This window comes from Mycobacterium sp. AT1 (assembly GCF_002043095.1).
GTDB lineage: Bacteria > Actinomycetota > Actinomycetes > Mycobacteriales > Mycobacteriaceae > Mycobacterium.
Map to the genome: position 1 here is coordinate 35,389 of NZ_MVOC01000073.1, position 22,583 is coordinate 57,971.

General features: G+C 67.0%; 30 protein-coding genes and 1 tRNA gene. 7 read left to right on the top strand and 24 right to left on the bottom strand.

All coding sequences use genetic code 11. From position 1 onward, the window contains the following. Window positions 1–15 precede the first annotated feature (15 nt). The gene (locus tag B1790_RS29570) at window positions 16–225 is read right to left on the bottom strand and encodes a hypothetical protein (protein WP_079926845.1); all 210 of its coding nucleotides are present in this window, start codon (window positions 223–225) and stop codon (window positions 16–18) included. 118 nt (window positions 226–343) lie between these two features. Here B1790_RS29570 and B1790_RS29575 point away from each other — a divergent pair, with 118 nt between their 5' ends. After that, entirely contained in the window at window positions 344–793 is a 450-nt protein-coding gene (locus B1790_RS29575; protein ID WP_079926846.1) for a hypothetical protein, read from the top strand. Window positions 794–1,321: 528 nt separating this feature from the next. Here the strand turns inward: B1790_RS29575 and B1790_RS29580 are convergent. The 9 genes from B1790_RS29580 to B1790_RS29620 form a co-directional block, all read right to left on the bottom strand. Beyond that, complete coding sequence (locus B1790_RS29580; protein ID WP_079926847.1) at window positions 1,322–1,600, bottom strand: hypothetical protein; 279 nt, start codon at window positions 1,598–1,600, stop codon at window positions 1,322–1,324. A gap of 96 nt (window positions 1,601–1,696) precedes the next feature. Then, complete coding sequence (locus tag B1790_RS29585; protein WP_079926848.1) at window positions 1,697–2,476, bottom strand: hypothetical protein; 780 nt, start codon at window positions 2,474–2,476, stop codon at window positions 1,697–1,699. Window positions 2,477–2,511: 35 nt separating this feature from the next. Next, window positions 2,512–2,847 (bottom strand): hypothetical protein, encoded by a 336-nt coding sequence (locus tag B1790_RS29590; protein WP_079926849.1) that lies wholly within the window; start codon window positions 2,845–2,847, stop codon window positions 2,512–2,514. Beyond that, a complete protein-coding gene (locus tag B1790_RS29595) occupies window positions 2,844–3,230 on the bottom strand; it encodes a helix-turn-helix domain-containing protein (protein WP_079926850.1) in 387 nt (128 codons plus the stop codon). The genes B1790_RS29590 and B1790_RS29595 overlap by 4 nt, the downstream gene beginning before the upstream one ends. Then, the gene (locus B1790_RS29600; RefSeq protein ID WP_079926851.1) at window positions 3,227–3,562 is read right to left on the bottom strand and encodes a hypothetical protein; all 336 of its coding nucleotides are present in this window, start codon (window positions 3,560–3,562) and stop codon (window positions 3,227–3,229) included. The genes B1790_RS29595 and B1790_RS29600 overlap by 4 nt, the downstream gene beginning before the upstream one ends. After that, window positions 3,562–3,948, bottom strand: a complete 387-nt coding sequence (locus tag B1790_RS29605) for a hypothetical protein (protein WP_142271568.1) — start codon at window positions 3,946–3,948, stop codon at window positions 3,562–3,564. Before B1790_RS29605 ends, B1790_RS29600 begins: the two co-directional genes overlap by 1 nt. Window positions 3,949–4,590: 642 nt before the next feature. Beyond that, window positions 4,591–5,016: a hypothetical protein gene (locus tag B1790_RS29610; protein ID WP_079926853.1), complete on the bottom strand. Its 426-nt coding sequence runs from the start codon at window positions 5,014–5,016 to the stop codon at window positions 4,591–4,593. 215 nt (window positions 5,017–5,231) lie between these two features. Continuing rightward, window positions 5,232–5,432: a hypothetical protein gene (locus B1790_RS29615; protein WP_079926854.1), complete on the bottom strand. Its 201-nt coding sequence runs from the start codon at window positions 5,430–5,432 to the stop codon at window positions 5,232–5,234. Further along, a complete protein-coding gene (locus B1790_RS29620) occupies window positions 5,429–5,650 on the bottom strand; it encodes a DNA-binding protein (protein WP_079926908.1) in 222 nt (73 codons plus the stop codon). The genes B1790_RS29615 and B1790_RS29620 overlap by 4 nt, the downstream gene beginning before the upstream one ends. 126 nt (window positions 5,651–5,776) lie before the next feature. Between B1790_RS29620 and B1790_RS29625 the strand changes: the two genes are divergently transcribed. Next, window positions 5,777–6,283 (top strand): helix-turn-helix domain-containing protein, encoded by a 507-nt coding sequence (locus tag B1790_RS29625; protein WP_079926855.1) that lies wholly within the window; start codon window positions 5,777–5,779, stop codon window positions 6,281–6,283. Next, complete coding sequence (locus B1790_RS29630) at window positions 6,267–7,403, top strand: site-specific integrase (protein WP_079926856.1); 1,137 nt, start codon at window positions 6,267–6,269, stop codon at window positions 7,401–7,403. Before B1790_RS29625 ends, B1790_RS29630 begins: the two co-directional genes overlap by 17 nt. Before the next feature lie 37 nt (window positions 7,404–7,440). On the opposite strand, the gene B1790_RS29635 is transcribed toward B1790_RS29630, so the two are convergent. From B1790_RS29635 to B1790_RS29645, 3 genes are all read right to left on the bottom strand, one after another. Further along, window positions 7,441–7,531 (bottom strand) — tRNA-Ser (locus tag B1790_RS29635). Window positions 7,532–7,581: 50 nt separating this feature from the next. Beyond that, the gene (locus tag B1790_RS29640) at window positions 7,582–8,043 is read right to left on the bottom strand and encodes a nucleoside deaminase (RefSeq protein WP_369832454.1); all 462 of its coding nucleotides are present in this window, start codon (window positions 8,041–8,043) and stop codon (window positions 7,582–7,584) included. Then, window positions 8,036–8,554 carry a tRNA adenosine deaminase-associated protein gene (locus tag B1790_RS29645; RefSeq protein ID WP_056552272.1) on the bottom strand — a complete coding sequence of 173 codons (519 nt, stop codon included), beginning with the start codon at window positions 8,552–8,554 and terminating at the stop codon, window positions 8,036–8,038. Before B1790_RS29645 ends, B1790_RS29640 begins: the two co-directional genes overlap by 8 nt. An 82-nt stretch (window positions 8,555–8,636) precedes the next feature. Here B1790_RS29645 and B1790_RS29650 point away from each other — a divergent pair, with 82 nt between their 5' ends. Then, the gene (locus B1790_RS29650) at window positions 8,637–9,581 is read left to right on the top strand and encodes a prephenate dehydrogenase (RefSeq protein WP_079926858.1); all 945 of its coding nucleotides are present in this window, start codon (window positions 8,637–8,639) and stop codon (window positions 9,579–9,581) included. Here the strand turns inward: B1790_RS29650 and B1790_RS29655 are convergent. The 5 genes from B1790_RS29655 to B1790_RS29675 are packed head-to-tail and all read right to left on the bottom strand — an operon-like array spanning window position 9,544 to window position 13,673. After that, window positions 9,544–10,146, bottom strand: a complete 603-nt coding sequence (locus tag B1790_RS29655; RefSeq protein ID WP_079926859.1) for a putative glycolipid-binding domain-containing protein — start codon at window positions 10,144–10,146, stop codon at window positions 9,544–9,546. The two genes, B1790_RS29650 and B1790_RS29655, sit on opposite strands and share 38 nt — an antisense overlap. Window positions 10,147–10,148: 2 nt before the next feature. Beyond that, on the bottom strand, window positions 10,149–10,928 hold the full coding sequence (locus tag B1790_RS29660; RefSeq protein ID WP_079926860.1) for an ABC transporter permease: 780 nt from the start codon (window positions 10,926–10,928) through the stop codon (window positions 10,149–10,151). After that, window positions 10,925–11,584 carry an ABC transporter permease gene (locus tag B1790_RS29665; RefSeq protein WP_079926861.1) on the bottom strand — a complete coding sequence of 220 codons (660 nt, stop codon included), beginning with the start codon at window positions 11,582–11,584 and terminating at the stop codon, window positions 10,925–10,927. The genes B1790_RS29660 and B1790_RS29665 overlap by 4 nt, the downstream gene beginning before the upstream one ends. Then, window positions 11,585–12,685 carry an ABC transporter ATP-binding protein gene (locus B1790_RS29670; protein WP_079926862.1) on the bottom strand — a complete coding sequence of 367 codons (1,101 nt, stop codon included), beginning with the start codon at window positions 12,683–12,685 and terminating at the stop codon, window positions 11,585–11,587. It abuts the gene before it with no gap. Window positions 12,686–12,722: 37 nt separating this feature from the next. Further along, window positions 12,723–13,673 (bottom strand): ABC transporter substrate-binding protein, encoded by a 951-nt coding sequence (locus B1790_RS29675; RefSeq protein WP_304528841.1) that lies wholly within the window; start codon window positions 13,671–13,673, stop codon window positions 12,723–12,725. Between the two features lie 156 nt (window positions 13,674–13,829). Between B1790_RS29675 and B1790_RS29680 the strand changes: the two genes are divergently transcribed. After that, complete coding sequence (locus B1790_RS29680; RefSeq protein ID WP_079926864.1) at window positions 13,830–14,204, top strand: lipopolysaccharide assembly LapA domain-containing protein; 375 nt, start codon at window positions 13,830–13,832, stop codon at window positions 14,202–14,204. Here B1790_RS29680 and B1790_RS29685 read toward each other — a convergent pair. Together B1790_RS29685 and B1790_RS29690 are read right to left on the bottom strand one after the other, a co-directional pair. Further along, window positions 14,197–15,234 carry a phosphotransferase family protein gene (locus B1790_RS29685; protein WP_079926865.1) on the bottom strand — a complete coding sequence of 346 codons (1,038 nt, stop codon included), beginning with the start codon at window positions 15,232–15,234 and terminating at the stop codon, window positions 14,197–14,199. The two genes, B1790_RS29680 and B1790_RS29685, sit on opposite strands and share 8 nt — an antisense overlap. A gap of 45 nt (window positions 15,235–15,279) precedes the next feature. After that, window positions 15,280–15,879 (bottom strand): histidine phosphatase family protein, encoded by a 600-nt coding sequence (locus B1790_RS29690; protein WP_079926866.1) that lies wholly within the window; start codon window positions 15,877–15,879, stop codon window positions 15,280–15,282. A 39-nt stretch (window positions 15,880–15,918) separates the two neighbouring features. Between B1790_RS29690 and B1790_RS29695 the strand changes: the two genes are divergently transcribed. Then, the gene (locus tag B1790_RS29695) at window positions 15,919–16,677 is read left to right on the top strand and encodes an SDR family NAD(P)-dependent oxidoreductase (RefSeq protein WP_079926867.1); all 759 of its coding nucleotides are present in this window, start codon (window positions 15,919–15,921) and stop codon (window positions 16,675–16,677) included. Window positions 16,678–16,746: 69 nt separating this feature from the next. On the opposite strand, the gene B1790_RS29700 is transcribed toward B1790_RS29695, so the two are convergent. Beyond that, the gene (locus tag B1790_RS29700) at window positions 16,747–18,624 is read right to left on the bottom strand and encodes an alkyl/aryl-sulfatase (RefSeq protein ID WP_079926868.1); all 1,878 of its coding nucleotides are present in this window, start codon (window positions 18,622–18,624) and stop codon (window positions 16,747–16,749) included. 43 nt (window positions 18,625–18,667) lie between these two features. Continuing rightward, complete coding sequence (locus B1790_RS29705) at window positions 18,668–19,159, bottom strand: metallophosphoesterase (RefSeq protein ID WP_079926909.1); 492 nt, start codon at window positions 19,157–19,159, stop codon at window positions 18,668–18,670. Between the two features lie 136 nt (window positions 19,160–19,295). Here B1790_RS29705 and B1790_RS29710 point away from each other — a divergent pair, with 136 nt between their 5' ends. Further along, window positions 19,296–21,623 carry a bifunctional diguanylate cyclase/phosphodiesterase gene (locus B1790_RS29710; protein ID WP_079926869.1) on the top strand — a complete coding sequence of 776 codons (2,328 nt, stop codon included), beginning with the start codon at window positions 19,296–19,298 and terminating at the stop codon, window positions 21,621–21,623. Here the strand turns inward: B1790_RS29710 and B1790_RS29715 are convergent. Together B1790_RS29715 and B1790_RS29720 are read right to left on the bottom strand one after the other, a co-directional pair. Further along, on the bottom strand, window positions 21,586–21,975 hold the full coding sequence (locus tag B1790_RS29715; RefSeq protein WP_079926870.1) for a nuclear transport factor 2 family protein: 390 nt from the start codon (window positions 21,973–21,975) through the stop codon (window positions 21,586–21,588). The genes B1790_RS29710 and B1790_RS29715 overlap by 38 nt on opposite strands. After that, window positions 21,972–22,475, bottom strand: a complete 504-nt coding sequence (locus B1790_RS29720; RefSeq protein WP_079926871.1) for a M15 family metallopeptidase — start codon at window positions 22,473–22,475, stop codon at window positions 21,972–21,974. Before B1790_RS29720 ends, B1790_RS29715 begins: the two co-directional genes overlap by 4 nt. Window positions 22,476–22,583 lie beyond the last annotated feature (108 nt).

Sequence of the window (22,583 nt, forward strand, 5' to 3'; positions counted from 1 at the left end):
TGCCCGCCCGCGTCGTCATTCAGGCCGTTCCGCGGCAGCGCGCGCGGCAAGGTACGTCTGCATGGCTGGCCCGGTCTCGATCCGGACCTGCATCATCCGCATGTAGCCGCGAAGCCACAGCTTCGGCAGCACAAGCGACTCGCTGTCGGCGTACGGGTTGCGGTCTCCCGGCTCGGCGAGCGAACCCGAGTAGAGCGCGAACATGTACTCAGCGCGCTTCGACATAGGGGCAAGCATGCAGGCAGCGAGCAGGGGTCTACGGTCACCACGCCGTACACGATTGCCAGAGCGGCGGAGGCCGGACACTGACTAGCCTTCCAGGACTGCGCACATAGGGGACAACATGAGGTCAGCACTTTGGATAGCGGCCGTCGCGGTAGCGGTCGCCGGCTGCTCGGGTTCGGAAAGCGCCGACGTCGCGACGACTGCCACGCCGGCTTCGGAGCGCGCCGACGTCGCGACGAGTGCCTCACCGGACCCGCGTTCGAAAGAAGCGCTCGAATCCGTCGGCCACGCCCTCGACGTCCTCGCGGCTGAGCGGCAGGATGCAAGAGCCTGGGAGCATTACTCGGCGCGCTGCCAGGCCATGATCGGAGACCTCGCCCAGTTCTCCGCTGTGCTCGACCAGTTCTTTCGCGGGCGCACGCCGAACTATGAGAGTGCTACCGCCGTCGTCAACGGCTCATCGGGCAAAGTCGTTTCGGTGGACACCGACCCGAGCGCGCCCGCTAGCGCTTCGCTGCCGCGCACCTGGACCTTTATCGACGGCCGTTGGCAATTCGACAACTGTTGACCGTTCGGATCATCCATTCGTCGGGCTTGTGGCGAATCGGTAGCCGCGGAACCGACCTCGTCGGCCCGGGTTGCCGCGCCCCTCGGTCGTACCGTGCGCGCAAGCCGCTGCCGGTCCGAGCGCGGTACTCAGCCCTGTATCGCCGAGCCGCCGCCGCCGCGGCCCACCCGCGGCACTCGTCGCACGTACAACCCTCGCGCCGGTAACCCGTCCGGGTGCCGTGCTCCCACCGCTCGGCCACGGCCTTGACGCACCGCCCGCAACGCCGCCGATCCGCCGGCGCACTGTCCGGATACGTCGGCAACAACCGACCACAAACGGTGCACGGCACGTCAGCTTTGCGCGGCACGGGCTCGCTCCAATGGGGGCATTTTTTTCAAAATATGGCCAGGGGGAGCAGCGCGTATGCCTAAGAGGGGCGGCACGGGACCGGGGTGGGGGTCACCCGGGGCGGGTAGGTCGAGCGCGTAGACGGGTCCTGCTGAGGCTGTGAGGGCCGGAAGGACATCGGGCGGGTCGACGTGGGTTTCAGGTGTGGTCGACGAGCGGAGCGTCGAGCACGCGGCCACGCGCTGCAGTGTCGACGGTTCGCGCGGGGATCGCGACGACGTTGCGATGGTCGATGCCGAGTGGATTGGTTATGTCGCGGATCCGGTCGTGGTTGGCGGCGACGACGCCGATCATCGCGACGTCCTGGTCTTGGTCCTCGACGTAGACCGACGGCCTGGTCCTCGTCGTCGTGGTGCAGTTGCAGATTCCGCCGAGCGGACCGGCGGGGCAGGTGTCGGCGTGGGTGCCGGTGCTCATGTCATGGTCCTCGTCGTGGTGGTGGGCCTGACGGCCGGCGCGCCAGGAAGGTAACCGGGACTTCCGTCCCGCGCCGGCCGTCAGGTGTTCGTGGTGCTACCGGTTGAAACCGGCGGCGTTCGCGCATGCGGCGTGTTTGCGCGCCACGTCTTCGGTGTCCAATCGGTACTGCTCGGCGCGCTTCTTGAACTCGTCGAGCGTGGCGAGCTTGAGCGGAAGGTTGCAACGCGCCAGTACCCACGCGCTGACCTCGCGTGCCCTCTCTTCGCGGGCCATGTCGATGGCGGGTTCGTAGTCGGCGAGACGTGCCGGCGTCAGCACGACGATCGGGTCGGCGCTGATCCTGACGCCGGCGACGGCTGCGAGCGCGTAGAACCCGTTCGCGGCTGTCGCCCATGCCCTCACGGCAATCTGCGCGTTGTGCAGGTGGGTCATGGTCGCCACGCCGCGTGCGACGGCGCCGGTGGCGTCCTTGAGGTTCACGCCGGCTTTCGCGGCGGCGGCGAGGTTCGCCGCGTGGTCGTCGAGCGCGTCGACCCAGCTGTCGAGAATGTCGTCCGCGTGGTCCTTGAGTGCCGCCAACATCAGCTGCTCGGCGCGGGCGCGCGCGTCGGCGAGGATATTCCCGTCGGTGAGTTGCGCGTTGAGCGCCATCATTCGAATGACCGGGTCGGTGACGTAGTTGCGACCCTCCTCGATGGCGTCGAGGACGGCGCGGTGCAGATCCTCCTTCTTGCAAATGGTTTGGTTGGCTGCTGCGAGGAACGCTTCCGCGTCGGCGACCTGCTCGAAGTATTCGGGGGGCAGCCGAACGTCGAGAGTGTCGGCAGCATTGGTGACGGCTTGGGCGCGGGTGTGAGCCGAGATTCCGGGCATGTTGGGTGTCCTTTTCCGGTTGTGGGTTGTGAGGGTCAGCTGTAACGGAAGTCGCTGTGCGAACTGGGCTCTCGCCGATCTGGTGTCGTGCGGCCGACGGTTCGTCCGCCCGGAAGTCCGGGCAGGATGTCGCTTTCGTCGTCGAGGGTGGCGAACAGCTCCTTCGCCCATTGCCGCTGTTCGTCGGTGTACTCGCCGGGATCGTCGGCGTCGTCCTGGTCGTCGCCGTCGTCGGATCCGCTGAAGAGGTTGCTTGCGAAGCGCCGGTCGGCGGCGCCGTGTGCGTCGGGGTCTTTCAGGCGTCCGCGGAGCTGACGAAGCTCGTCGTCGGTCAGGCTCGCGATAAGGCGGGCGCGCTCTTGGTTGTTCATTTCTTCCCTTCCAGGTGTTGGCGTATCGCCAGTTCGTCGACGAACCAGGAGCCGGCGATCTTCTGGCCCCCGAGCTTCGGAGCCAGTCGTCGGGCGTGCCGTTCCGAGATGCCCAGGCGGACAGCTACTTCGGCGATCGTCACGTTTGGTCGGTCCACGTCGGCAGCCTTGCTGATGGCGGGTGAACGCGTGTCCGACGGTCCGCCGTAGGACATAACTTCGTGAAGTTTGCAGGCCAGGGCTTCGTAGGTCTGGTAAGGAACGCCGGACATTTTGCGGTGTTTGACGGCGATCAGCGCACTGTCCCGCGCCGCTCGCAGCGCCGGCCCGGAGAGGACCACGAACCCGACGCCTTGCATCAGGCCGGACTCTGCGGCGGTCATGATCCCGTCCCGGAGGCGCCGAGCGTGGCCGGCGTCGCGGTCTTCGACGGCGTCCCGGCAGTTGTGATCACCACGCCGGCGACAACGCCGCGCGGCCGACGTGACTTCGGCAACGCGTCGAGCCACGCTCGGCACTGCATCTGGGCCTCGCAGCCGGCGCAGAGCCGCAGGGCTTCGCGGCGGGCGTCGTCGAGTTCGGTCTTGGTGAGCCGGCCGGCCGCGTGGTGCTCGCTGATGGTCCGCTCGTAGAGGTCGCAGTGGGCCTTGCACGCGGCACCCGGCAACGCCGGGATTTCAGCGGCGAGCGCCGCCATGTGCGTCCAGTTCGTCATTACAGCCGCACCAGGTGTGCCCGAAGTTCCTGCGCGACGGGGTCGATCGTCACTTCGAAGAAGCCGCTCGACCGCCCATATGGGTCGTCCCGCAGATCGGTTACCGACGACTGCAGTTGCTCGGCGGTGGGATCCGGATGCCAGACGCAATGTGCGGTCCCGTTGCCTGCCGGAACGATCTCGACTGTCGTTTCGACGAGACGCCCGTCGGAGTAACGGCCGTCGGAGTGGCGTCCCCCGTCGCCAAACTGCGCGGCCAAGCCGAGGACAACGCGTTGCGACTCGGCCGGGAACTCACTGGTGCCCGATTTGAGCACCGCAGCGGCGTATTTCAGTGCGTCGTCGGCCCGGACGGGGGTCGGGTTGCGTCGTTCTTGGTCTGGCATCAGGGTCACTCCGGGGTGTCGTCGGGTTGATAAATGGGCTCGCTGAATGAGCGGGTGGGGTAAGCCGGCGCGTCCTGGTGCTCGACCTCGGGTGGACTCGGTGTGCAGCATCGGGTGGCGCCGGCGGGCGGGGCAGCGAGGCGCATACGGGCAACGCACGGAATTGGCCGGGGCGCGCCGTTGGGGCGCTTGCACCACCTGTGCGGCGGCGCTTGGCAGTTCGGGCATTCCCGGTCCATTGCCGCGTCGGCATAGACCTCTTCGAACACTCGCGACCTCACGACGCGGCCACCTCATTCCACGCGCGCGCGGTCTGTGGGTCACCGAGAAGTCCCCGGTTTGCGTAACCCCGTACGGAGATTCGGCAGGGGGATTCGAGCGGTCGTGCACGCCAGTGCATGACCGGATGGAGTATCCCTAAGTACGTGGGTATTCCTATGTTGCACGTACGGGGGTGCACCTTAGGTGCACGGAAACCGTGCAGCGTCGGAAAGTGTTGAGGTGCACCCCTAGTCGTGCACCTCTGTAGGTTTCGTGGTGCACGGATGCCGTGCACCACCACGGCTCTCGTAGGTGCACGGTTTCCGTGCACCACCACGACTCTGTTAGGTGCACGGTTTTCGTGCACCACGACGGCGGGTCTCATTGGTCCGTTCTCCGTCTGGAGGGCAGCACGATCGGCTCCTTGGCGACGACCAGTTCTTCGTCGGTGAAGCGGCGCCCGCCGGCACAGATCGCGTAGGCGCACCGTTGCTTGACTACCTGCCCGTCGCGGGTGAACCCGCGCCGCACAAGTCGCCCGTCGTCTTCGGCTCGCTGTATGGCGGCGGTGGCGCGATCCCGGTTGAGTCCCCATCCGAGTTCAACAGAGATCTGCGTGGCCGACGTTTCCCAAGCCTTCTGGCCGGCCTTGGTGGACGCGCGAGACAGCATCAGCAGGATCACGGCCAGGCCGTCGGAGCCGAGCGCGCGGTGGTGCGCACCGACGCGAATCAGTTCGTCGGAGACGACAGTGTAGCCCTTGCGTACGGGGTCGCCGAAGACCTGAATTGGGTTGCGGTGTCCCATCGCGTCACACCACCTCGCCACGGCGCTGCGCGGGGGTCATGGCGCGCTCGCCTTATCCCGGTGGTGCCGGCTCCGCTCGTCCGCACGCGTGCCAGGGACCGAATGGCCGGCGCTCCGTGCCCAGTCGACCAGGACGAACCCGTCCCTATCGTCGCCTGCCATCACGCACCCTTCGCTTCATCGTTTGTAGAAACTGACTCCCGAGGCCGTGGCGCCTACGGGCTCTTGGCGACCTGTTGGATGACGGCCCGGTATTCGCGTCTGGCGCGGCCGAGGTGTTCGGTCACGGCGATGGTGAGGACGTCGCCTTCGGCGCTCACGTATGCGCGGGCATCCCAACCGTCCGCCTGCGCGATGGGGAACACTTCGCTTGCGGCCGCGAGGCGTGCCGCGATCTGGTGCGCTTCGGTGGTCACGCGCTGATTCCGCGCGGAGCGTCGGTGCGCTGAGCCATGTTTCGTTCGAGGTAGTTGAGGACTGCCGTCCGGGCGTAGAGCACACGCTTGCCGTTCTTGATGAACGGCACTCCGCGGCCGAGGTAGCGGTCCTGCGCGAGGCTGTTCGTGGTCGTGCGCATCAGGTCAGCGAGTTCGGCGGGCGTCAGCAGTGGCGGCAGGGCGTCTAACTCGATCATTCGGTGCTCCATTTTTGATCGCTTCTGCGATTCGTTCGATCGCATGCGCTTTATCTCTATCAGTTGGAGAACGAACAATCAAGGATCAACCTTGCTACCTCATTTTTGATCGCATACAGTCGCCGAATGGCAGGGAAGAAGTCAGATCTCGGACCCATTGGCGAGAACGTCGCGCAGACGGTGCGACGGTTCCGCGAGTTGCGGCGGTTCGGCTACGCGGATCTGAGCCGAAAGCTGGCAAAGTACGGGCGCGAAATCCCCCCACTCGGATTGCGCCGGATCGAGTCTGGCGAGCGCCGGGTCGACGCCGACGACCTGGCCGCGCTCGCGGTTGCGCTCAACGTGTCGCCGCTCGCGTTGCTTCTGCCGATGGAAGATAGTCGCGTTCTGCCGGCCGACGAGGATGCCCACCCGTCCGAAGAGATTTGGCGATGGGGTCGCGGCTTCTCCCCGCTGGGAATCCTTCCGGGCGAGGGGCTTTCGAGTAGCGACGCCCCGATATTCGCGTTCGTCGAGGCATCGAACCCGAACCCATCCGAATACCTCGGAGTGGACATCGAAGAACTCAAGTCGCTCAGCGAGGCGATGAGCAAGTTCGTGAAGAAGGTCGGTCCTAGTGGCGACGATAAGTAAGTACCAAACAGCGAGCGGCACAACGCTTTACCGTGTTCGGTACCGTACGCCAGAGCACAAACAGACAGACAAACGCGGGTTTAAGACGAAGCGCGCCGCCGAGGCTTTCGCCGCCGAGGTCGAGGTCTCGAAGATGCGCGGCGAGTACATCGCACCGGCCCTCGGGAAGGTCACAGTCGCCGAACTGTCGAGCGTGTGGCTCGGCCGCAAAGAGCAAGCCACGGCGCCGAGCAACTACCGAATGATCGAGTCCGCATGGCGGGTCCACGTCCGACCCCGATGGGGCGCGGTCAGCGTTGTCGACGTGGACGTCCTTGCCGTCGAAGCGTGGGTTACCAAGATGGTCAGCAAGGGCGCCGGCGCCACGACGGTGCTACGAGCACACGGCGTCCTGTCGGGCATCTTGACCGATGCGGTCAAAGCGAGACGCCTCGCCGTCAACCCGGCGAAGGGCATCGAAGGGCTACCGCGAAAGTCGGCCAAGCGCCATGTCTACCTGTCGTCGACCGACGTCGCGCGCCTGGCCGATGAAGCCGGCGAGCACCGCGCCCTCGTCTTGACGCTGGCCTACTGCGGCATCCGATGGGGTGAAGCAGTAGCGCTGCGGGTGCGCGACGTCGAGTTCCTGCGGCGGCGACTGTCCATCCATGAGAACGCCGTACAACTCGGCGTGGACCACGCCGTCGGCGCGACCAAGGGTCGCAAGGCGCGATCGGTCCCCGTCCCCACGTTCGTGCTCGACGAGCTTGCAGCGCTGTGCACCGGCAAGGCCTGCGACGCGCTGGTGTTCACCGGCAGGGCCGGCGGTGGGTACCTCCCACGCCCCAAGTCGGCGGGCGGATGGTTCGCCGCCGCGGTGAAGCGCGCCGGCGTTCAGGCCATCACCCCGCACGACCTCCGCCACACCTGCGCGTCCCTCTCGGTGAGCGCCGGCGTCAACGTCCTGGCGCTACAGCGGATGCTCGGACACACCTCCGCGAAGGTCACGCTCGACACCTACAGCGACCTATTCGATGACGACCTCGATGCCGTCGCGGTCACGCTCCATAGCCGGTACTCGGACTCAAGTGTGGGCAGAGTGTGGGCACAGGATGGGGACGCCGCTGCGCAGCGGGCATAAAAACAGCCCCTCACCTGCGTGAGCAGGATCGGGGCTGTGGCGGTGGCGGAGGGATTTGAACCCTCGGACGGGGGTTACCCGTCACACGCTTTCGAGGCGTGCTCCTTAGGCCGCTCGGACACGCCACCGTGGGGCAGCTTACCGGGAAGGCGGCGCGGCCCCTAATTGCCGCCGAAGCTCACCGCTGCCGGGCGAAGAACGCCGTCAGCGGCGCCGCGCACTCCTCGGCGAGCACGCCGCCCCGCACCTCGGGCCGATGCGTCAACCGCCGGTCGCGCACCACGTCCCACAGGGAACCCACCGCACCCGTCTTCGGCTCCCACGCCCCGAACACCACCCGGGCGACGCGCGCCATCACCAGCGCACCGGCGCACATCGTGCACGGCTCGACGGTGACCGCGAGCGTCGCACCCTCCAGTCGCCAGCCGTCGCCGAGCACTGAAGCCGCCTCACGCAACGCCAGGATCTCGGCGTGCGCGGTCGGGTCGCCGAGCGCTTCGCGGGCGTTGGCCGCCCGTGCCAGCTCGACGCCGTCGGGGCCGAACACCACGGCACCGATCGGCACGTCGCGGGGGCCGACCGCCGATGCGGCGTCGAGCGCCGCCCTGATCAGATCGGCATCGGTCAACGGTTCAGCGATCGAGTTTGTCCAGGAATGCCGACATTTCGTCGCCGAAGCCCATTTCCTGGGCGATCCGCGAGAGCTGTTCGTCGGCGTAGTCGTCGTCGGAAATGATGATGCTCAGGACGCCCTCGGACAAGCCGATGTCGGAGAGCACCCCGAGGTCACCCTCTTCGAAGGGATCCTCGTCCTCGAGATCGTCGGGGTCCGTCTCCGAATCGAGCTTCTCGAGCACCTGCCTGGCGATGTCGTAGTCCACCGCCGCGGTGGCGTCTGACAGGAACAACCGAGCACCACCCGGCGCGGGTCGCACGATGACGAAGAACTCGTCGTCCACGTCGAGCAACCCGAAGACCGCCCCGGCACATCGCAGTTCCCGCAATTCGGTTTCGGCGTCGGTCAGGCTCGTCAAGGCACTGCTGCGCAACGCCGAACAACGCCACTTGCCGTCCTCGCGGACCACCGCGACGCCGAATCCGTCCGGGAGATCTGCGGCTTGGTTCTGCGCCTGCGCTCGCTGTACTCCCATGGAAGGCAACGCTAGTCCCAGCTCAGGCTTTTTGACCAGCCATCACGATCAATGTCAACCTTGCAGGGTGAGCAGACCAGCGGTGTGCGTGTTGGGCCTCGGACTGATCGGCGGATCGTTGATGCGGGCGGCTACCGCCGCCGGCCGCGAAGCCTTCGGATACAACCGCTCCGCCGACGGCGTTCGGGCCGCCAAGGCCGACGGCTTCGACGCCTCCACTAGCGTCGTCGAGACGCTGGAGCGGGCCGCGGCCACCCACGCGTTGATCGTGCTGGCCGTTCCGATGCCCGCCTTGCCCAGCATGCTCGACCACGTCCGCATGACGGCCCCGGACTGCCCACTCACCGACGTCACCAGCGTGAAAGTGGCCGTCCTGCAAGCGGTTCGAGAACACGGACTGCTCGACCGCTTCGTCGGCGGACATCCGATGACCGGTACCGCCCACTCCGGCTGGACGGCAGGCGACGTCGGCCTCTTCACCGGCGCACCGTGGGTCGTCACCGTCGACGACCACGTCGACCCGCAGGTCTGGGCCGAGGTCATGCACCTGGCGCTGGACTGCGGAAGCGTCGTCGTCCCCGCCAAATCCGACCAGCACGACGCGGCGGCCGCGGCCATCTCACACCTGCCGCACCTGCTGGCCGAGGCGCTCGCGGCCACGGCAGCCGACGTCCCACTGGCGTTCTCGCTGGCCGCGGGCTCGTTCCGGGACGGCACCAGGGTCGCCGCCACCGCCCCCGATCTGGTGCGAGCGATGTGCGAGGCGAACTCCGGCCCGTTGGGCTCGTCGCTCGACGCGGCCATCGAGTTGCTCAGCCGCGCCCGCGACCAGCTGGCCACCCGAGGTTCGGTCGCGGAACTGGTCGAGTCGGGGCACGCGGCACGGACGCTCTCCGACGACTTCGACCGCCCTCAGATCCTGGAAATCTCCGTCGGCGAGGACGGTTGGCGCGAGGAACTCGCCGCCGCCGGTCGCGCCGGCGGCGTGATCAGATCCGCTCTGCCAGTCCTGGGTAGTCGCGGATGAACCCCTCGTCGTCGACCGTGATCGTGGTCTCGGCGACGGGTGACTTCAGCTTGATGCCGGCGTTCGGCCCGTCGCTCGCGTAGTCGACGACCACCGTCTCCACGGTCAGTTCCGGGATGCGGACGTAGACCACCGGCAGGGAGAGCGACTCGGCCCGCTGGTGGATCCCGGTGCGGCGGATCGGCAGCGCGTTGAAGAACGGGCTGTAGACCACGTCGACGTCGAGGGCGCCGTCGTGCGGCTCACGCGTGGCCTGGTTCTGCTTGTCCTGCACAAGCCACATGTTCTCTTCGTCGCGGGCGATGTTGAGCTGACGCTCGCGCTCGGCCATCGTCACCGTCAGCGACAGTCGCTTGGTGGCGCCGCTGTCGTCGGTGACCAGGTCATAGGATGCGCTGAAGGCCGGGTGCACCTCCGTCGCGGCGGCAACGATGCGCCCGTATGCCTTGATGCGATTCCCCGACAGTTGCACCCGAACGGATTCCATCCGGGGTACGTCGTGGGCGCGCCACGTCAGTATTGCCGGCCAATTGTCCTCTGACTCAGAGCGGACTACTTCACTCATGCCTACACCGTAGGCGACGGTCCCCGTGCTTCGTGGTTTCCTGAGGAAAGCCCGCCAGATCGTGACGTCGACGCACTTTCCAGCGCGACCTCGTCACCGAGGAACGGCTGCGGCATCTTCCGGAATCTGTCGGTTCCCGGCTCCGAGAGCCAGACCGCGAACGCCAGCGCGGCGTCGAGGATCAGCGCCAGGGCGGTGACGACCAGCGCACCCACCAGGGCCAGGTAGAACTCGCGGACCTTGATGCCGTCGATCAGGTAGCGACCCAACCCGCCGAGACTGGCGTAGGCGGCGACGGTGGCCGTGGCGACGATCTGCAGCGTCGCGGTGCGGACCCCGCCGAGAATCAAGGGCAAGGCGTTGGGCACCTCGACCCGAAGCAACACCCGGGACTCGGTCATTCCCATCGACCGGGCGGCGTCCACCACCGCCCGGTCGACGTTGGCGATGCCCGAGTAGGTGCCGGCCAGCATCGGCGGGATGCCGAGCAGCATCAGCGCGACCGTGGGCGGGATGAGGCCGAGACCCCACAGCAGCACGCCCAGCAGCAGCACGCCCAGCGTCGGAAGCGCCCGAAGTGCGTTCACTCCGCCCACGACGAGGAAGGTGCCGCGGCCGCTGTGCCCGATGAGCATGCCGAGCGGAATCGCGATCAGCGCGGAGAAGAGGAGCGCCACCGCGGTGTACTGCAGATGTTCGAGGATGCGCACCGTCAGGCCAGCGGGTCCACCCCAGTTGGCGGCGGTGAAGATGAAGGACAGGGCCTGCTGAAGGAAGTTCATCGGGCACCCGCCTTTGTCCTCTTCGCCGACCGCAACCACGGAGTCGCGAACTTCCCGGCGACCATGATGAGCGTGTCGACGACGATTGCGAGGACGAAGATCGCGATGATGCCCGCGATGATCTGGTCACTCTTGTCGGCCTGATATCCCTCGGTGAACCACGTGCCTAGACCGCCGATGCCGATCACCGAGCCCACCGACACCATGGAAATGTTCGTCACCGCGACGACCCGCAGGCTGGCTACGAGCACCGGGATGGCCAGCGGCAGTTCGACTTTCACGATCCTGGTCAGCGGCTTGTAGCCGACGGCCGTCGCGGCGTCGAGCACGGCAGGCGGGACGGCGTCGAGCGCCTCCGGAACGGCGCGCACCAACAACGCCACCGTGTACAGCGTCAGGGCGACGATCACGTTGGCCTGGTCCAGGATTCGAGTCGGGATGACCAGCGGAAGGACCACGAACAGCGCGAGCGACGGGATGGTGAAGATGATGCTGGCCACCACCGTCGTGAACCGCCGCAGCAAGCTCGTCCGCTGCACCAGCGCGCCAAGCGGCACCGCGATGATCAACCCGAGCACCAACGGAACCAACGACAGCCACAGGTGGATCAGCGTCAGATCCCAGGCGTCGTCGAGGTGTGTGAAGAGATACCGCACCTAGCCGAATCCCTTCTTGCCCTTGATCGCCGCGATGACGTCGTCGGCCTTGACCCCGCCGACGACTTGCTGCCGATCGTCGACCACGACGCCGAGCCCGGATGGGGACGACAGTGCGGCGTCGAGCGCCAGGCGCATCGTGCCGTCCGGGACGAGGAGTGATCCGCCGGCAATCGTGCTGTCGTACAAGGACTTTCCTTGGCGATGCAGCCCGACCCCGTTGACGTCGATCCACGCGTACGGCGACCCGTCGGCCCTGGTGACCAGCGCCCACTCGTCCGGTCCGAGGTCGAGGGCGTCGACTCCAGATTCACCTACCGTTCTGAGATCGTGCAGCGGCAGGCCGGTTCCCGGCGTGAACTGCAAGCCTCGGTAACCGCGGTCGGCGCCGATGAATCCCGCGACGAAGTCGTTGGCCGGGTTGGACAGCAGACGTCGTGGTGCGTCGTACTGTTCGAGGACCCCGCCCCGCCCGAACACCGCGACCTTCTCGCCGAGTTTGAGCGCCTCGTCGATGTCGTGGGTGACGAAGACGATGGTCTTGCGCAATTCGCTTTGCAGCCGCAGGATTTCGACCTGAAGCTCCTCCCGGACGACTGGGTCTACGGCGCTGAACGGCTCGTCCATCAGCAGGATCGGGGGGTCGGCAGCCAGGGCGCGGGCCACCCCGACGCGCTGCTGCTGACCGCCAGAAAGCTGGGCCGGGTACCGGTCGGCGAGCTTCGGGTCGAGTCCGACGCGCTCGAGGACCCCGAGTGCCGCCTTGCGCGCGGACCGCCGCGACTCCCCCTTCAACACCGGCACGGTGGCGACGTTGTCGACCACCTTCAGATGTGGCATCAGACCGGCGCTCTGGATGACGTAGCCGATGCCCAACCGCAGTTTCACGGCGTCGACCTTGGTGACGTCGTTGCCGTCGACGGTCAACGTGCCCGACGTCGGATCGATCATCCGGTTGATCATGCGCATCGAAGTGGTCTTGCCACAGCCGGACGGTCCGACGAACACCGCGAGCGTTCCCTCGGGGACGTCGAGTGTCAGGTCGTCGACGGCAACCGTGCCGTCCGGGTACTTCTTGGTGACGCCGTCAAAGGTGATCACGCTTTAGCTCCGCTTCTCGTGGTCTTCGCGCGAGCGCTCATCCGAGGGCCTTGTCGAACCCGTTGTCCTGTACCCACTTGCGCGCCGCCTCGTCCGGATCGATGCCGCCGTTGCCCGACGTCGCGGTGTTCATCTCGATCAGGGCCTCCGTCGTCAGCTTCGCCGACACGGCGTCCAACACCGACTTGAGCTGGTCGGACATCTTCTGTGATGCCACCAGCGGGACGACGTTGGCGGCCAGGAAGTTGTTCTTCGGATCCTCGAGGACCACTAGATTGTTCTGCGGAATCGCCTGCGACGTGCTGAAGATGTCCGCCGCAGTCACGGTGCCGTCCACCAGCGCTCGCACCGTCGCGGGTCCGCCGCCGTCGCTGATCGACACGAAGTTGGCGGGCGCGATGTCGAGGCCGTACTTGGCCTTGAGCCCAGGCAGCCCCTCTGTGCGGGTCTGGAACTCCGACGGCCCACCGAATTTCACCTCGGCCGAGTGGGCGGCCAGATCGCCGATGGTCTTGAGATTCCACTTCCGCGCGGTGTCCGCGGTGACCGCAACGGTGTCCTGATCGTTGGCCGGTGACGGCGTCAGGATGGAGAGATCGCCGGGCAGTGCGCGGTACAGCGCCAGCTCGACCGACTGCGGATCGGTGGCCTTGGTGTTCTTGTCGAAGTACTGCAGCAGGTTGCCGGTGTACTCGGGGATCAGGTCGATCGAGTGATCCTTGACCGCGGGCACGTAGGTCTCGCGGCTGCCGATGCCGAACTGGCGCCGGATGTCGAAACCGTTGGCCTCCAACGATTGTGCGTAGATCTCGGCGATGATCTTGGACTCCGTGAAGTCGGCCGATCCCACCGCAATCGACTTCAGATCGCCCGATATCTCACCCCCGCCCAAGGGGTTCGAGCTGCCGCACGCGGCGGTTACCAGTGCGAGCGTCGCCGCCAGAACGGCGAGAGTGCGTCTGCGCGTGGATCGTCGTACGGGGTTCACGTGAGAAGTCCTTTCGGCGTCACCTGCCTGGAGCGACCATAACGAGCCGACGAGCATGCTGCTTGGGTTTAGCTCGGCACGAATCGCTGGTGACGAACTGGGGACTACCCAGTAACGCCGGTTTCCAACTCGCCCGAAAGGGGCAAGGATGGAGCCATGAGCGTCGACCCGCAGTTTCCGCCCGCCGATCCGAGCCATTCCGGCCCGCTGGACCCGGTCGAGCCCGGACCCGCGGACGCGCCGGCGTCGAGGCCGGTACCCGAGAATGCGGTCCACTTCACCAGGGCCGCAGCGTTGTGGTCGGCGTTGATCGTCGGCTTCCTCGTCCTGATCGTGCTGCTGATCTTCATCGCGCAGAACACCGATCCCGGGACGTTCCACTTCCTCGGGTGGTCGTGGAGCCTGCCGTTGGGCGTCGCCCTGCTGGCCGCAGCCGTGCTCGGTGGCCTGGTGACGACCCTGGCCGGCATCGTCCGCATCGTGCAGTTGCGACGCGCGGCGAAGAAGAACTACAAGGCCGCGCTCAGGTAGCGGCGAGCTCCGAAAGACCGGCCGCCACCAACGGTGCAACGGCCTCCCCCACCTTGTCGCCGTACTCGGTGGTGCCGCCCATCCGATCGCGGTACTGGATTCCCGCCGCGATGATCGCCAGCTTGAAGTACGCCAGCGCCATGTAGAACTCCCAGTGGTCCAGCGGCAGGCCTGCCGCGACCGAATACTTCTGCGCCAGTTGGTCTGCCGAGGGAATCTGCGGGGACGACCACGCCGCGTTCGCGTGCACCATGTCGAACATCGGATGGCGGTACACGCACATCAGCGCGGCGTCACTGAGGGGATCGCCGAGCGTCGACATCTCCCAGTCGAGCACGGCGCGCACCGTGGTGGCGTCCTCGGCGTCGAGCATCGTGTTGTCGATGCGGTAGTCCCCGTGCACGATCGAGCTTCTGGTCTGCGGCGGCAGCGCCTCGCCGAGCGCGGCGTGCAGGCGCTTCACGTCGGCGTCGCGCGGATCGTCGTCGAGCCGCACCAGATCCCACTGCCCACCCCAGCGCCGCACCTGGCGTTCGAGATAGCCGCTTGCCTTCCCGAAGTCGCCGAGGCCGACGGCGTCCGGGTCGAGCGCGTGCAGGTCGGCCAGCACCTTGATCAGCGCGTCGACGCAGGCGTCGATCGCGCTCTGATCGCCAAGTGCGGTCAGCTCCTCGGAGTAGCGCACCACTCGGCCGGGGACGAAGTCGACCATCTGGAACGGAGCCCCGAGCACCGAGTCGTCGTTGCGCATCGTCACGGCATGGGCGACGGGCACCGCGGTGTTCTCCAGGGCAGCCACCACCTTGTATTCGCGCGCCATGTCGTGCGCCGACGGCGTCAGCCCGTGCAGCGGCGGGCGTCGCAGCACCCACTTGGCGGCGTCGTCGAACACCAGGAAGGTGAGGTTGGACCGGCCGCCGGCGATGAGCTCGCCGCGCAGCTCACCGTGGCGTGGGACGCCGATCTCGCGCAGGTGCAGGTCGAGCGCGCCGAGGTCGAGGCCGTCCAGTGGGGAAGCATCCGTTGTCACTGGACTTGTCTACCATCCGACCGGTTGGGCGATACGCGCGAGCACTCACCACCGAAGGTTTCGCGGCAGCAGGTCCCAGACGTGTTCGGTGCCGTTGACCGACGCGACGTTGAGGCCTGCCGTGCGCGACGACAGCAGTCGCGTCACGCCCGCGTAGTCCACCTGGACGCACAACAGCCGCTCGGTCTTCATGACGGTGTGCACGATCGCGTTGACGACGCCGCCGTGGCTGAACACCGCCACCGTCTCGTCGTGCCCGGCGGTCGCGACGACGTCGTCGATCCCGGCCCTCACCCTGGCGATGAACGCGTCCTGGTCGACCTCACCGGGCAACTGCCCGCTCATCAGGCGCTTGAGGTCTTCCTCAGAGGCTTCCTCGATCGGCGTGTAATGCGACTGGCCGTAGTCGTATTCGGCGAGCCGCTCGTCCACCTCGATCGGAAGACCCAACGCGTCGGCCACCGGTTGGCCGGTCTGCAGGGCACGCCGCTGTGGGCTGCTCACCAGTCGGGTGATGGGGAACCGCTTCAGCGCGTCGGGCAGCCGCTTGGCCTGTTCGACGCCTTCGGGGGACAGGTCGGGGTCCGAACCCTGACCGGCCTCGCTGCGGAGGGGTAGCGCATGTCGAACCAATAGCAGTTGCACCGTGACACCATATGGCTGCCGAGCGGGGGGAGACGCGCCATGGGGTGTGCCGACGAGTTGTTCGACCTGACCGACAGGGTGGTGCTCGTCACCGGCGGCAGCCGCGGCCTGGGACGCGAGATGGCCTTCGGCGCAGCCCAATGCGGCGCCGACGTCGTCATCGCCAGCCGGAACCTCGAATCGTGCGTCGTCACGGCCGAGGAGATCTCGGCGTCGACCGGCCGGACCGCCTTCCCCTACCAGGTGCACGTCGGGCGGTGGGATCAGCTCGACGGACTGGTCGACGCCGTCTACGACCGGTTCGGCAAGGTCGACGTCCTGGTCAACAACGCCGGTATGTCCCCGCTGTACGAGTCGCTGACGTCGGTCAGCGAGAAGCTCTTCGACGCGGTTCTCAACCTGAATCTCAAGGGCCCGTTTCGGCTCTCGGCGCTGATCGGCGAGCGGATGGTCGCCGCGGGCGGCGGCTCGATCGTCAACGTCAGCTCGGTGGGCTCCATCCGGCCGACGCCCGACCTGCTGCCCTACGCCGCAGCCAAGGCGGGTTTGAACGCCATGACCGAGGGCCTCGCGAAGGCCTTCGGCCCGACCGTGCGGGTCAACACGTTGATGGCGGGGCCGTTCCTCACCGACGTGAGCAAGGCCTGGGATCTCGACGGCGCATCGCCCTTCGACCATCTGGGTCTCCGGCGCGCCGGGCAGCCCAGCGAGATCGTCGGCGCCGCACTGTTTCTCGCCTCCGACGCGTCGAGCTTCACGACCGGTTCGATCCTGCGGGTCGACGGCGGCCTCCCCTAAGCGGCGATTTCGGCGCGCTGACCCGCGCTCACCGCGGATGAACGCGCCGAAATCGCGAAGGGGGTGGGCTCAGGGGGTGACGATCGCGAAGTTGGGGTCCGGCCGGTCAAGCACGCCGAGGAGCGTCGCCAACGCGCCCGCGTCGCCCGTCATCCGCACCCCCGGCGAGGCGGTGTCACCGGTGGCGAAGGTCAACAGCCGCAGCTTGTTCGCCACCGTGACCGTCGCCGTTGCGGTCTGCGGATCGGCGGATGCCTTGCGGTACACCAGCACCCCGTTGCGCAGCGTCAAGCGGTAGTTGGCCGCCACGTCCTCGAAGTTCACGTCGAGCGCGAGGTCCAGACCCCAGGCCTTCGGCCCGTTGACGCTGATCGCGAAACTGTCGAACATCTGCTCCGGCGTCAGCTGCGACAACAGCGACATCGACGTCGTCTGCGTCGGGGTGCCGAAGTTGCCGTCCCGCAGTTCGGTGGCACCGGACAGGAAGAAGTTGCGCCACGTCGCGTTCTCGGCGCCGTAAGCCAGTTGCTCCAACGTGTCGGCGTACAGCGCCCTTGCCGCCTCATGGTTCTCGTCGGTGAAGATAGCATGGTCGAGTAGCGTTGCCGCCCAACGAAAGTCACCATCGTCGAACGCAGTCTGGGCGATCTCCACCACCCGGTCGACGCCACCCATCGCCGCCACGTACCGCGGCGCGATCGACTCGGGCGGGTGCTGCCACAGGCGCGCCGGGTTGCCGTCGAACCAGCCCATGTAACGCTGGTAGACCGCCTTCACGTTGTGGCTCACCGACCCGTAGTAGCCGTGGGCGTGCCACGCTTCGTGCAAAGCAGGTGGCATCTGGAAGGTCTCGGCGATCTCGACTCCCGTGTACCCCTGGTTGATCAGCCGCAACGTCTGGTCGTGGAGGTAGGCGTACAAATCCCGTTGCAGCGAAAGGAATTCGACGATCCGCCCCTCCCCCCACGTCGGCCAGTGATGGGAGGCGAACACGACGTCGGTTCGGTCGGCGAACGCGTCGATCGCCTCGGTCAGGTAACCCGACCACGCGTGGGGGTCGCGCACCAGCGCCCCGCGCAACGTCAACAGATTGTGCAGGTTGTGAGTTGCGTTCTCGGCCATGCACAACGCCCGGTACCGCGGAAAGTAGAAGTGCATCTCGGCCGGCGCCTCGGTGCCAGGCGCCATCTGGAATTCGATCTCGACGCCGTCGACGGTGCGCGTCTCACCCGTGGCGGCCACGTCGACCGTCGGGACGATCACGGCCACCTCACCGGTGGACGGCGTCTGCCCGAGCCCGCATCCGACCTGCCCCTGCGGCCCCCTGGCCAGCACGGTGCCGTACATGTATGCCGCGCGGCGCGTCATCGCCGTGCCTGCGTACACGTTCTCCTGCACCGCGTGCTCGATGAACCCGGCTGGGGCGATGACCTCGACCCGACCCGCGTCGACGTCGGCTTGCGTCGTGACCCCGAGGACGCCACCGAAGTGGTCGACGTGGCTGTGGGTGTAGATGACCGCGGTGACCGGACGATCACCCCGGTGAGCGCGGTAGAGCCCCAGTGCGGCGGCGGCGGTCTCGGTGGACACCAGCGGGTCGATCACGATGACGCCGGCGTCCCCCTCGATGAAGCTGACGTTGGACAGGTCCAGCCCGCGAACCTGGTAGACACCCTCGACCACCTCGTAGAGCCCCTGCTTGGCGGCCAGCATCGATTGGCGCCACAGGCTGGGATGCACGGAGGTCGGCGCATCACCGGTGAGGAAGGAGTACACGTCGTTGTCCCAGACCACGCGTCCGTCGGCGGCCTTGACGACGCACGGTTCTAGCGCGGCGATGAAGCCGCGGTCGGCGTCGACGAAGTCGCGGGTGTCCGCGAACGGGAAACCGCTCAGGTGCTCGGCATGGGCTGATTCGATGACCGCGGTGGGCGGCTTCTGATCCATGCCCGTGACCCTGCCACCACCGAATGTCGGCCGGGGCAGAATTTCACACGCGGTGCAGAGTGACGTCCGACAGCACGGAATCGCGAACGGTTGCGGTCATGTACGTACAGAAGGGCTGCCGACGCCGGTCCGTCGGGGAGCCGGGATTCAGCAGCCGAAGGCCGGATTCGGTGGTGGTGTCCCACGGGATGTGGCTGTGCCCGAACACCAGCACGTCGACGTCGGGATAGAGCTTCGACATGCGCTGCTCCCGGCCAGTCGACGCGCCCGTCTCGTGCACCACGGCGAAGCGCACGCCCTCGAGTTCCACGTCGGCCCTCTCGGGCAACCGTTGCCGCAATTCGCCACCGTCGTTGTTGCCCCAGCAACCCACCAACCGCGTAGCCCTGGCCTCCAGCTCGTCGAGAAGGGCGGGCACCACCCAGTCACCGGCGTGAAACACCACGTCCACGGTGCTCACGAGGTCCCATACCGACTTCGGCAGGTCCTTGGCACGCTTCGGCAGGTGGGTGTCGGCGATCAGCAGCAGCTCCACGCTGCCCACCGTAACCGCAGTACGGCAGACGCACTCACTGCGTTGCTGGGCCTTCGTTTGCCGGACGACGTAGGCTAGGCCGCGAGGTGGTCCACAGGACCATTACCACCACACATCGGCGACCTGAGGGCGGTCAATGACGGCACGGCCTCGTAACGCCGCGATAGCGGCGGCGGCAGTGATCCTCGCCGTCTTTGCCAGCTGGCTCGCCTTTGGTTGGGGTGGGCCCGCCGTCGTGACGATGGTCGGCGAGCTGGGCTCCATCGTCGCCAGCGCATTCGCCGCGTGTTGCGCCGTCGCGGCCGCCCACGTCACCCGAGGACGCCAACGGATGGGGTGGACATGCCTGTCGGTGGGGCTGTTTGGCTGGGTGACCAGCAACGTGTTGTGGTCCTTCTTTTACCACTTCGCGGCCGATGCGCCGCCGTCGCCTGGCGTTGTCGACCTGGGCTACCTGCTGCTCCCCGCCAGCGCATGCGTGGCGGCTCTCTTCGTCCCGTTCGGCGGCCTGCGCTCAACCATTCGCATCGTCCTCGATGGCGCGCTCGTCGCCACCGCGCTGTTCGCCATCGCTTGGACCTTGTTCCTGCGTGAACTCTTCGAACTCGGGAACGTCTCGAGCGTGGCGTTCGCCGTGTCGGTCGCCTATCCGGTCGGCGACGTCGCCATGATGACCTTCGCACTGGTCATCGTCGCGCAAACCCCGCCGGGCCTTCGGCAGTCCCCAGCCCTGCTGGCCGCCGGAGCGACGCTTCTGGCAATCTCCGACAGCGCCTACGTCTTCGCCGCCGTTCAAGGCGCGATCCCGAGCAGCACCATCGTAATCGGTTGGATGACAGGTCTTTACGCCATCGGACTGGCCGGCCTCACCGTCCGGCGCGTCCCCGCCATGTCGCTCCGTGCAACGCCCCCCGCAGTCTTCTGGGTACCCTACGTCCCGGTGCCCTTCGCACTGGTCCTCGGCGCGCGCGAGCTGTTCGCCGGCGAGAGCGTCCCGATTCTGGTCGCCGGGCTCGTCCTGATCGCCGTCGCGTTTACCCGACAGTTCGTGCTGCTCGACGAGAACCGTCGACTGCTCGCCGCGGTCGTCGACATGGCGCTGCGCGACCCGCTGACCGATCTCGCCAACCGGGCCCTGTTCAACGACAGACTGGCCCACGCCATCGAACTGCGGGCCCGCACGGGCGCACCGGTCGGCGTGCTCGTCGCCGACCTTGACGACTTCAAGCTCGTCAACGACAGCCTCGGCCATCCAATCGGCGACGAACTGCTCCGCAGCGTGGGTGACCGCATTCAGTCCGCCATCCGACCCGGTGACACCGTCGCCCGGCTCGGCGGGGACGAGTTCGCCATCCTCGTCGAGGACGCTCCCGAGATAGCCGAGCAGATCGCCGACCGCGTGGTCAAGGCCTTCGAGGAACCGTTCACGGTCGACGGCCGCTCCGTCGACGTGCGGCTGAGCATCGGGCTGGCGACCGCCGTGGGCGACGCGGAGGTCTCGGCCGAGGAACTGTTCACACGCGCAGATCTGGCGATGTACTCGGCCAAGCGGGCGCATGCCGGATCGCGCAGCTTCACCCCCGACATGCGGAGAAACGCCACCGAGCTGAACCTGCCCAGTCAGCAGGACCGGACGGGCGATCACGGCGGTGTCGCGCGCATCGAATTCCTCGGTGACCTGCGACGGGCCATCGACGAACACCAGCTCGAGCTGGTCTACCAGCCGAAGGTCAGCCTGCGAACGTGGAAGGCCGTCGGGGTCGAGGCTCTGATCCGTTGGCCGCATCCAGAATTCGGGCTGCTCGAACCGGCCGACTTCCTCTCACTTGCCCGCGAGAACGGGTTGATGGAGGCGCTCACCGACTTCGTCATCCAGCGCGCGCTCGAAGACGCCGCCGGTTGGCGGAAGGCTGGGGTCGACATGCCGGTAGCGATCAACCTCTCGGCGCCGTCGTTGAACGACGAGGCACTGCCAGGCACGGTGCTGTCGGCGCTCGCCGAGCACCGCCTACCACCGGCCATCCTCACCGTCGAGATCACCGAAGACGTGTTGGTGTCCAGCGTCGCCCGGGCCAGGTCCGTTCTGGAGGAACTACGGTCCTCCGGCGTACGAGTGGCCATCGACGACTTCGGAAGTGGTTACGCCGCAATGACGTACCTCCACGAGTTTCCGGTCGACGAACTGAAGCTCGACCGGCAATTCATCGGCCCGATCGTGCACGACGAGCGCGCCGCCTCCATCGTTCTCTCAGTAATCAACCTGGCGAACGAGTTCGGGCTGACCTGCGTGGCGGAGGGCGTCGAAGACAGGGCCACCGCGGAAATGCTGAAGACCCTTGGCTGCGAACTCGCCCAAGGCCACTACTTCAGCAAGGCCGTGACCGCAGCGGCAATCGGGCGCTGCTGTGCGCCGACCGACACGACTCTCAGCTCTGCTGAAGCAACTCGGCCATCTTGGGCATGATGGCCTGAAGACCCTTGAACGGCCGCATCATCACCTTGAACGACACGATGCGGCCGTCGTCGTTCCAGGTGATCAGGTCGACGCCGTTGACGTAGACCCCGTCGAGGTTGGCGGCGAACTCGAGTACCGCCGAACGGTCGCCCACCCACTCCTCCACGTAGTGGAAGTCCTTGTCGCCGAACATCTTTGCCGCCGCCATCAGGTAGGCCGCCGTCTTTTGGCGGCCCTCCTGCGGGGTGAATACCGCCGGTGAGTAGAACACCGCGTCGTCGTCGAGAAGGGCATCAAGCACGGCCGGGTCGTGGCCGCCGCCGATGAACTGGTGCCAACGCTCGATCACAGACGATGTCATGGCGTCATCTTCGCAGGGCCCGGGCTGGCGGCGTCGGGCAGCAGCGGCGGACAGGCGCCAAACGCGTCGGCGGCGAGCTCGAAGTGCCAGATCTCGTTGGCGTAGATGCGACACAACCCGTAGCGGGACCCATTGGTGACGAGCCACTGATCGGCGCCAACGCCTCCGACGTCGACGGCCTGTCCCACGACGTGCTTGGACAGCTCAGGGGTCTGGACGAATTGCCGGGCGGCAGCGAGGCTGCCGTAGGTCTGGACGGCGTCGTCGAGGAGCTGCTGCTGAAACTCCGGCGAGCGCCAGCCCGAGGTGATGGTCATGCTCACGCCGTCTGCCGCGGCGGCGACCGCGGCGTTCTGGATGGCGGTCAGCAAGGCCGGGTCGAGTCGGCCGATCGCCGGGTCGGCGACGTCGAACGCAGGGGGGCCAGGGTCAGCGTGTGCGAGCCGGGGGCTCGGCCAGACGAGGACGAGGGCCGCCACCGCAACGAAGACCAACCGCATTCGCACACCCCTCCACCACCCGAAGCCACCCCGACCGTACTGAGACGTGCAACCGGTCGTCAGGTCGGGCGTGTGACCCATACGTGCTGGGCCATGTTCGGAATTTGC

Coding starts and splice junctions, on each gene's coding strand:
- B1790_RS29595 (WP_079926850.1), bottom strand. CDS start 3,230: ATGACCGCCGCAGAGTCCGGCCTGATGCAAGGCGTCGGGTTCGTGGTC.
- B1790_RS29590 (WP_079926849.1), bottom strand. CDS start 2,847: ATGAACAACCAAGAGCGCGCCCGCCTTATCGCGAGCCTGACCGACGAC.
- B1790_RS29655 (WP_079926859.1), bottom strand. CDS start 10,146: ATGAGTGAAGTAGTCCGCTCTGAGTCAGAGGACAATTGGCCGGCAATA.
- B1790_RS29660 (WP_079926860.1), bottom strand. CDS start 10,928: ATGAACTTCCTTCAGCAGGCCCTGTCCTTCATCTTCACCGCCGCCAAC.
- B1790_RS29570 (WP_079926845.1), bottom strand. CDS start 225: ATGTCGAAGCGCGCTGAGTACATGTTCGCGCTCTACTCGGGTTCGCTC.
- B1790_RS29715 (WP_079926870.1), bottom strand. CDS start 21,975: ATGACATCGTCTGTGATCGAGCGTTGGCACCAGTTCATCGGCGGCGGC.
- B1790_RS29580 (WP_079926847.1), bottom strand. CDS start 1,600: ATGAGCACCGGCACCCACGCCGACACCTGCCCCGCCGGTCCGCTCGGC.
- B1790_RS29585 (WP_079926848.1), bottom strand. CDS start 2,476: ATGCCCGGAATCTCGGCTCACACCCGCGCCCAAGCCGTCACCAATGCT.
- B1790_RS29620 (WP_079926908.1), bottom strand. CDS start 5,650: ATGATCGAGTTAGACGCCCTGCCGCCACTGCTGACGCCCGCCGAACTC.
- B1790_RS29600 (WP_079926851.1), bottom strand. CDS start 3,562: ATGACGAACTGGACGCACATGGCGGCGCTCGCCGCTGAAATCCCGGCG.
- B1790_RS29610 (WP_079926853.1), bottom strand. CDS start 5,016: ATGGGACACCGCAACCCAATTCAGGTCTTCGGCGACCCCGTACGCAAG.
- B1790_RS29575 (WP_079926846.1), top strand. CDS start 344: ATGAGGTCAGCACTTTGGATAGCGGCCGTCGCGGTAGCGGTCGCCGGC.
- B1790_RS29720 (WP_079926871.1), bottom strand. CDS start 22,475: ATGCGGTTGGTCTTCGTTGCGGTGGCGGCCCTCGTCCTCGTCTGGCCG.
- B1790_RS29695 (WP_079926867.1), top strand. CDS start 15,919: ATGGGGTGTGCCGACGAGTTGTTCGACCTGACCGACAGGGTGGTGCTC.
- B1790_RS29680 (WP_079926864.1), top strand. CDS start 13,830: ATGAGCGTCGACCCGCAGTTTCCGCCCGCCGATCCGAGCCATTCCGGC.
- B1790_RS29710 (WP_079926869.1), top strand. CDS start 19,296: ATGACGGCACGGCCTCGTAACGCCGCGATAGCGGCGGCGGCAGTGATC.
- B1790_RS29625 (WP_079926855.1), top strand. CDS start 5,777: ATGGCAGGGAAGAAGTCAGATCTCGGACCCATTGGCGAGAACGTCGCG.
- B1790_RS29605 (WP_142271568.1), bottom strand. CDS start 3,948: ATGCCAGACCAAGAACGACGCAACCCGACCCCCGTCCGGGCCGACGAC.
- B1790_RS29700 (WP_079926868.1), bottom strand. CDS start 18,624: ATGGATCAGAAGCCGCCCACCGCGGTCATCGAATCAGCCCATGCCGAG.
- B1790_RS29645 (WP_056552272.1), bottom strand. CDS start 8,554: ATGGGAGTACAGCGAGCGCAGGCGCAGAACCAAGCCGCAGATCTCCCG.